General features: G+C 62.3%; 2 protein-coding genes and 3 pseudogenes. 1 reads left to right on the forward strand and 4 read right to left on the reverse strand.

All coding sequences use genetic code 11. The features are described 5' to 3' along the window. Window positions 1-24: 24 nt before the first annotated feature. The 4 genes and pseudogenes from lpdA to HT737_RS26405 all read right to left on the reverse strand — a co-directional run bounded on the left by lpdA (window position 25) and on the right by HT737_RS26405 (window position 4980). Window positions 25-1400 (reverse strand): annotated as a pseudogene (gene lpdA, locus HT737_RS26390) (dihydrolipoyl dehydrogenase). 4 nt (window positions 1401-1404) lie between these two features. Continuing rightward, window positions 1405-2683: pseudogene (locus HT737_RS26395) on the reverse strand (dihydrolipoamide acetyltransferase family protein). Further along, window positions 2684-3743 (reverse strand): annotated as a pseudogene (locus HT737_RS26400) (alpha-ketoacid dehydrogenase subunit beta). Window position 3744: 1 nt separating this feature from the next. Continuing rightward, window positions 3745-4980 carry a 3-methyl-2-oxobutanoate dehydrogenase (2-methylpropanoyl-transferring) subunit alpha gene (locus HT737_RS26405; RefSeq protein ID WP_003224001.1) on the reverse strand — a complete coding sequence of 412 codons (1236 nt, stop codon included), beginning with the start codon at window positions 4978-4980 and terminating at the stop codon, window positions 3745-3747. A gap of 185 nt (window positions 4981-5165) precedes the next feature. Here HT737_RS26405 and bkdR point away from each other — a divergent pair, with 185 nt between their 5' ends. Continuing rightward, window positions 5166-5654 (forward strand): Bkd operon transcriptional regulator BkdR, encoded by a 489-nt coding sequence (gene bkdR / locus HT737_RS26410; protein ID WP_027613216.1) that lies wholly within the window; start codon window positions 5166-5168, stop codon window positions 5652-5654. Window positions 5655-5737: the final 83 nt, after the last annotated feature.

Here is a 5737-nt window from a genome sequence, read left to right on the forward strand (position 1 = left end):
GGGGGCCATTACAGCCACCCACCATCACAGGTGCAACGCATGCCCCAAAGCCCCGCAATGCCGCTTCCTGCACCGCTTCACCCAGGGTCGGATGCGCATGGATGGTGCCGCCGATGTCCTCCAGGCGCGCGCCCATTTCCAGGCTTTGCGCAAACGCGGTCGACAATTCGGAAACACCTGCTCCGACCGCCTGCCAGCCGACAATCACATGATTGTCGCGACGCGCGACTACGCGCACGAAGCCGCTTTTCGATTCCAGGGTCATCGCCCGGCCATTGGCGGCGAACGGGAAGCTGGAAACGATGCAGTCCAGCCCGGCAGCCTTGGCCTCGTCCGGGGTCTGGCCGACCACCACCAGTTCCGGGTCGGTGAAGCACACGGCGGCGATGGCGGTCGGATTGAATTCGCGGTGCTTGCCGCTGATCAGTTCGGCAACCATTTCGCCCTGGGCCATGGCGCGGTGCGCGAGCATCGGTTCGCCGCTCAGGTCGCCGATGGCGTAGACGTTGCGCATGCTGGTCTGGCAGCGGTTGTCGATCTTGATCGCCGAGCCGTTCATATCCAGATTCAGCGCTTCGAGGTTCCAGCCCTGCGTATTCGGCTTGCGACCGACGGCCACCAGCACCTGATCGGTTTCCAGATTGAGGGTGTCGCCGTTCGGGTCACGCACCTGCAGAGTGCCGTCGAAACCCAGCACGCTGTGCTTGAGATAGAGCTTCACGCCCAGTTGCTTCAGCGCTTCGTGCACCGGTTGCGTCAGCTCGGCGTCATAGGCCGGCAGGATGCGATCCTGCGCCTCGACCACGCTGACTTCGGCGCCGAGCTTGCGGTAAGCAATGCCCAGCTCCAGACCGATGTAACCGCCGCCGACCACCACCAGACGTTTGGGTACCGCTTTCGGTGCCAGCGCTTCGGTGGAGGAGATGATCGGCCCGCCAATCGGCAAAATCGGCAGGTTGACGCTGGTCGAACCGGTGGCCAGCACCAGATGTTCGCACTGGATCCGCGTGTCGCCGACTTCCACGGTTTTGCCGTTCGATGACTTTGGCCCAGCCATGGATGACCTGGACCTTGTTCTTTTTCAGCAGCGCGGCGACGCCGGTGGTCAGGCGATCAACGATGCCGTCCTTCCACTCGACGCTTTTAGTGATGTCGAGGGTCGGCGCGGAAACGCTGATGCCCAGTGCCGAATGCTGGTTGTGGTGTTGAGTCTGGTGAAACTGCTCGGCTACATGAATCAGCGCTTTCGACGGAATGCAGCCGATGTTCAAGCAGGTGCCGCCGAGCGATTGGCCTTCGACCAGAATCGTCGAGATGCCCAGTTGCCCGGCGCGAATCGCCGTGACGTAGCCGCCGGGGCCGCCGCCAATGATCAGCAGCGTGGTGTTCAAGGTTTGCATGGTGTCACTCCACAAACAGGGTCGCGGGTTGTTCGAGCAGACCACGAATGGCCTGGATGAAGAGCGCCGCGTCCATGCCGTCGACCACGCGGTGATCGAAGGAGCTGGAGAGGTTCATCATCTTGCGGATCACCACCTGGCCTTTGACGACCATCGGCCGTTCGACGATTTTATTCACGCCGACGATCGCCACTTCCGGCAGGTTCAGCACCGGCGTGCTGACGATGCCGCCAAGGGCGCCGAGGCTGGTCAGGGTGATGGTCGAGCCGGACAGTTCGTCGCGGCTGGCCTTGCCATTGCGGGCGGCATTGGCCAGACGCGAGATTTCTGCGGCGCTGTCCCACAGGCTGCGCGCCTCGGCGTGACGCACCACCGGCACCATCAGGCCGACATCGCTTTGGGTGGCGACGCCGACATGCACCGCGCCAAGGCGGGTGATGACCTGGGCTTCGTCGTCGTAACGGGCGTTCATCTGCGGAAAGTCGCGCAGGGCCACGACCAGCGCGCGCACCAGGAACGGCAGCAAGGTCAACTTGCCCCGGCTCGCGCCGTGTTTCTCATTCAGATGCGCGCGCAGTTCTTCGATGGCGGTGACGTCGATTTCCTCGACGTAGCTGAAGTGCGCGGCACGCTGGGTGGCGTCCTGCATGCGCTGGGCGATCTTGCGGCGCATGCCGATGACCTGAATCTGTTCTTCGTCGTTGCGCTGGGCGTAAGCGGCGACCGGTGTCGAAGCGTTCGACTGCCCCTGCGCCAGATAGGCTTCGAGGTCTTCGTGCAACACGCGACCGGCCGGGCCAGTGCCGCGGACCAGACGCAATTGAATGCCCAGATCCAGCGCATGTTTGCGCACGGCCGGCGAGGCCAGCGGACGCTCATCGGCTTCGCGGGCAACCATAGGGCCCTGGCACACTGGCGCCGGACGCGGTGCGGCAGCGGCGGCAGGTTTACTCTCGGCAACCGTTTCAACTTTCGGCGCAGCAGGCGGCTCATTCGCAGCAGCCGGTGCTGGCGCGGCGGACTCTTTCAGGTTTCCGGCGCCTTCCACTTCGATGCTGATCAGCACACTGCCGACCGCCATCACTTCCCCCCGGCTGACCGCCGAGGGCAATCACCTTGCCGTGGACCGGTGACGGAATATCGACCATTGCCTTGTCGGTCATCACGTCCGCCAGCACCTGGTCTTCAACGACCAGATCACCGACCTTGACGTGCCACTGCGACAGCTCTACTTCTGCGATGCCTTCGCCGATGTCCGGCATCTTGATAACGTGCGTGCCCATTCAGACCTCCATGACCCGTTTCAACGCCGCGCCCACTCGGGAAGGCCCTGGGAAATACGCCCACTCTTGCGCGTGCGGGTAGGGCGTGTCCCAACCGGTGACGCGTTCGATCGGCGCTTCCAGGTGATGGAAGCAATGCTCTTGCACCAGCGCTACCAGCTCGGCGCCGAAACCGCAGGTGCGAGTGGCCTCGTGTACCACCACGCAACGCCCGGTTTTTTTCACCGATTTGACGATGGTGTCCAGGTCCAGCGGCCACAGGCTGCGCAAGTCGATGACTTCGGCATCTACGCCGGACTCTTCGGCAGCCACTTGCGAAACATACACGGTGGTGCCGTAGGTCAGCACGGTCACGTCCTTGCCCGGACGGGTGATCGCGGCGACGTCCAGCGGTACGGTGTAGTAACCGTCCGGCACCTGGGCTTGCGGGTGTTTCGACCACGGGGTTACCGGGCGGTCGTGGTGGCCGTCGAACGGGCCGTTGTACAGGCGTTTTGGCTCGAGGAAGATCACCGGGTCATCGTTTTCGATGGAGGCGATCAGCAGGCCTTTGGCGTCGTATGGGTTGGAGGGCATCACGGTGCGCAGGCCGCACACCTGAGTGAACATCGCCTCGATGCTCTGGCTGTGGGTCTGGCCGCCGTACGATGCCGCCGCCGCAGGGCATGCGCAGGGTCATCGGCGCGGTGAACTCGCCGGCCGAGCGATAACGCAGGCGCGCGGCTTCGGAAATGATCTGGTCAGACGCCGGGTACACGTAGTCGGCAAACTGGATTTCGGCCACCGGACGCAAGCCGTAGGCGCCCATGCCCACCGCCACACCGACGATGCCGCTTTCGGAGATCGGTGCATCGAATACCCGCGAGGTGCCGTACTTGGTCTGCAGTCCTTCGGTGCAACGGAACACGCCGCCGAAGTAGCCGACGTCCTGCCCGAACACCACCACATTGTCGTCACGCTCAAGCATCACATCCATGGCCGAGCGCAGGGCCTGGATCATGGTCATGGTGGTCGTGGTCATGGCGGTTTCCAACTGAATATTGTTGTTGTGATCGTTCATGTCAGATCCCCAACTGCTGACGCTGGCGCTTCAAGTGCTCCGGCATCTCTTTGTAGACGTCTTCGAACATGGTCGCGGCGCTTGGAATCTGGCCGCCGGCGAGGGTGCCGTACTGTTCGGCCTGTTTCTGCGCGGCAATCACCTCGGCTTCGAGTTCGGCGCTGACGGCGGCGTGCTCTTCTTCCGACCAGTGGCCAACCTTGATCAGGTGCTGCTTGAGGCGGGCAATCGGGTCGCCCAGCGGGAAGTGGCTCCAGTCGTCGGCAGGACGGTATTTCGACGGATCGTCGGAGGTCGAGTGCGGGCCGGCGCGGTAGGTGACCCACTCGATCATGGTTGGGCCGAGGTTGCGCCGGGCGCGTTCAGCCGCCCAGGCGGAGGCGGCGTAGACTGCGTAAAAGTCGTTGCCATCGACGCGCAACGAGGCGATGCCGCAACCGACGCCGCGTCCGGCGAAAGTGGTGGCTTCACCTCCGGCGATGGCCTGGAAGGTCGAGATTGCCCATTGGTTGTTGACCACATTGAGAATCACTGGCGCGCGGTAAACGTGGGCGAAGGTGAGGGCGGTGTGGAAGTCCGATTCGGCGGTGGCACCGTCACCGATCCACGCCGAGGCGATTTTGGTGTCGCCCTTGATCGCCGAGGCCATGCCCCAGCCGACGGCTTGAATGAACTGAGTGGCGAGGTTGCCGGAGATGGTGAAGAAGCCGGCGTCCTTGACCGAGTACATGATTGGCAACTGCCGGCCCTTGAGCGGATCGCGCTCGTTGGACAGCAGCTGGCAGATCAGGTCGACCAGCGGCACTTCGCGGGCCATCAGGATGCTTTGCTGGCGGTACGTCGGGAAGCACATGTCGTCGATGTTCAAGGCCAGGGCCTGGGCGCTGCCGATGGCTTCTTCGCCAAGGCTTTGCATGTAGAACGACATTTTTTTCTGGCGCTGGGCGACCACCATGCGGTTGTCGTAGATCCGCGTCTTGAGCATGGCACGCATGCCCTTGCGCAGGATTTCGACCGGCACATTCTCAGCCCAGGGACCGAGGGCGTTGCCCTGATCGTCGAGCACCCGAATCAGCCCACGCGCCAGGTCGGCGGTGTCGGCAGGTTCGACGTCAATGGAAGGTTTGCGCACCGTGCCGGCATCGGTCAGATGCAGGTAGGAGAAGTCGGTTTTGCAGCCTGGGCGGCCCGAGGGTTCAGGGACGTGCAGACGCAGCGGTTCATACGCTTGGGTCATGGCTTCTACGCTCGATCTTGTGAATTTCTTGTAGTGAGCTGGCAATCATTCTTGGGTGAAAGAAATCTTGTCCTACAACAATCATAGGCCCGGCCAAGAAGAATATTTCTCTCTGTTTCGTTGCGTTGGAGACGATTTGCAGATAGAAATTCTGCATAAACATAAAAAACAGGTGGTTTTGTCTCATGCGCAAACTGGACCGTACCGACATCGGCATTCTCAACAGCCTTCAGGAGAATGCGCGCATCACCAATGCCGACCTCGCACGCTCGGTGAACCTGTCGCCGACGCCGTGTTTCAACCGGGTCAAGGCAATGGAGGAATTAGGCCTGATTCGCGAGCAGGTGACGCTGCTGGATGCCGATCTGCTGGGGCTGCACGTGAACGTGTTCATCCACGTCAGTCTGGAGAAGCAGGTCGAGGAGGCGTTGCAGCATTTCGAAGAGGCGATTTCCGACCGCCCCGAGGTGATGGAGTGCTACCTGATGGCCGGCGACCCGGACTATCTGATCCGGGTGCTGGTGCCGACGATTCAGGCGCTTGAACGCTTCATGATGGACTTTCTGACCAAGGTGCCGGGGGTGGCGAACATCCGGTCGAGTTTTGCCTTGAAGCAGGTGCGCTACAAGACCGCGTTGCCGTTGCCAGCGAATGGGTTGACGCTGGGTTCTTGAAGATCAAAAGATCGCAGCCTGCGGCAGCTCCTACGCAGGGCACGCACAAACCATGTCCCTGTAGGAGCTGCCGAAGGCTGCGA

This window comes from Pseudomonas sp. MD195_PC81_125, from assembly GCF_014060985.1.
GTDB lineage: Bacteria > Pseudomonadota > Gammaproteobacteria > Pseudomonadales > Pseudomonadaceae > Aquipseudomonas > Aquipseudomonas parakoreensis.